Origin of the sequence: Streptomyces sp. SP17BM10, assembly GCF_036322405.1 — a bacterium.
Lineage (GTDB): Bacteria > Actinomycetota > Actinomycetes > Streptomycetales > Streptomycetaceae > Kitasatospora.
This window is the reverse complement of sequence record NZ_JAQYXB010000105.1, coordinates 1-403: the sequence shown is the minus strand read 5'-3', so window position 1 is coordinate 403 and position 403 is coordinate 1. Positions and strand designations below refer to the sequence as shown.

Sequence of the window (403 nt, the reverse complement as noted above, 5' to 3'; positions counted from 1 at the left end):
TTCGAGTCCTGGTACCCCAGCGCAGTACAGCAGTAACAGCAGTACCGCAGTACAAATGAAGATCAAGCCCCCGTTGTGTAGCGGCCTAGCACGCTGCCCTCTCACGGCAGTAGCGCCGGTTCGAATCCGGTCGGGGGTACTGATCCCGCAAGGGATCACCTGGAAAGCCCCCGTTGTGTAGCGGCCTAGCACGCTGCCCTCTCACGGCAGTAGCGCCGGTTCGAATCCGGTCGGGGGTACTGATCCCGCAAGGGATCGCCAGGAAGCCCCCGTTGTGTAGCGGCCTAGCACGCTGCCCTCTCACGGCAGTAGCGCCGGTTCGAATCCGGTCGGGGGTACCAGAGCAGGAAGCCGGTGGGCTCGCCCACCGGCGCTTGCTTTGTGTTGGGGTATGGTGTAATTG

The 403-nt window shown here is 63.0% G+C and carries 3 tRNA genes; all 3 read left to right on the top strand.

The features are described from left to right. The first annotated feature begins 66 nt into the window (after positions 1–66). Positions 67–139 (top strand) — tRNA-Glu (locus PUR71_RS00385). Positions 140–166: 27 nt separating this feature from the next. Beyond that, positions 167–239 (top strand) — tRNA-Glu (locus PUR71_RS00380). Positions 240–265: 26 nt separating this feature from the next. Next, a tRNA-Glu gene (locus tag PUR71_RS00375) sits at positions 266–341 on the top strand. Positions 342–403: the final 62 nt, after the last annotated feature.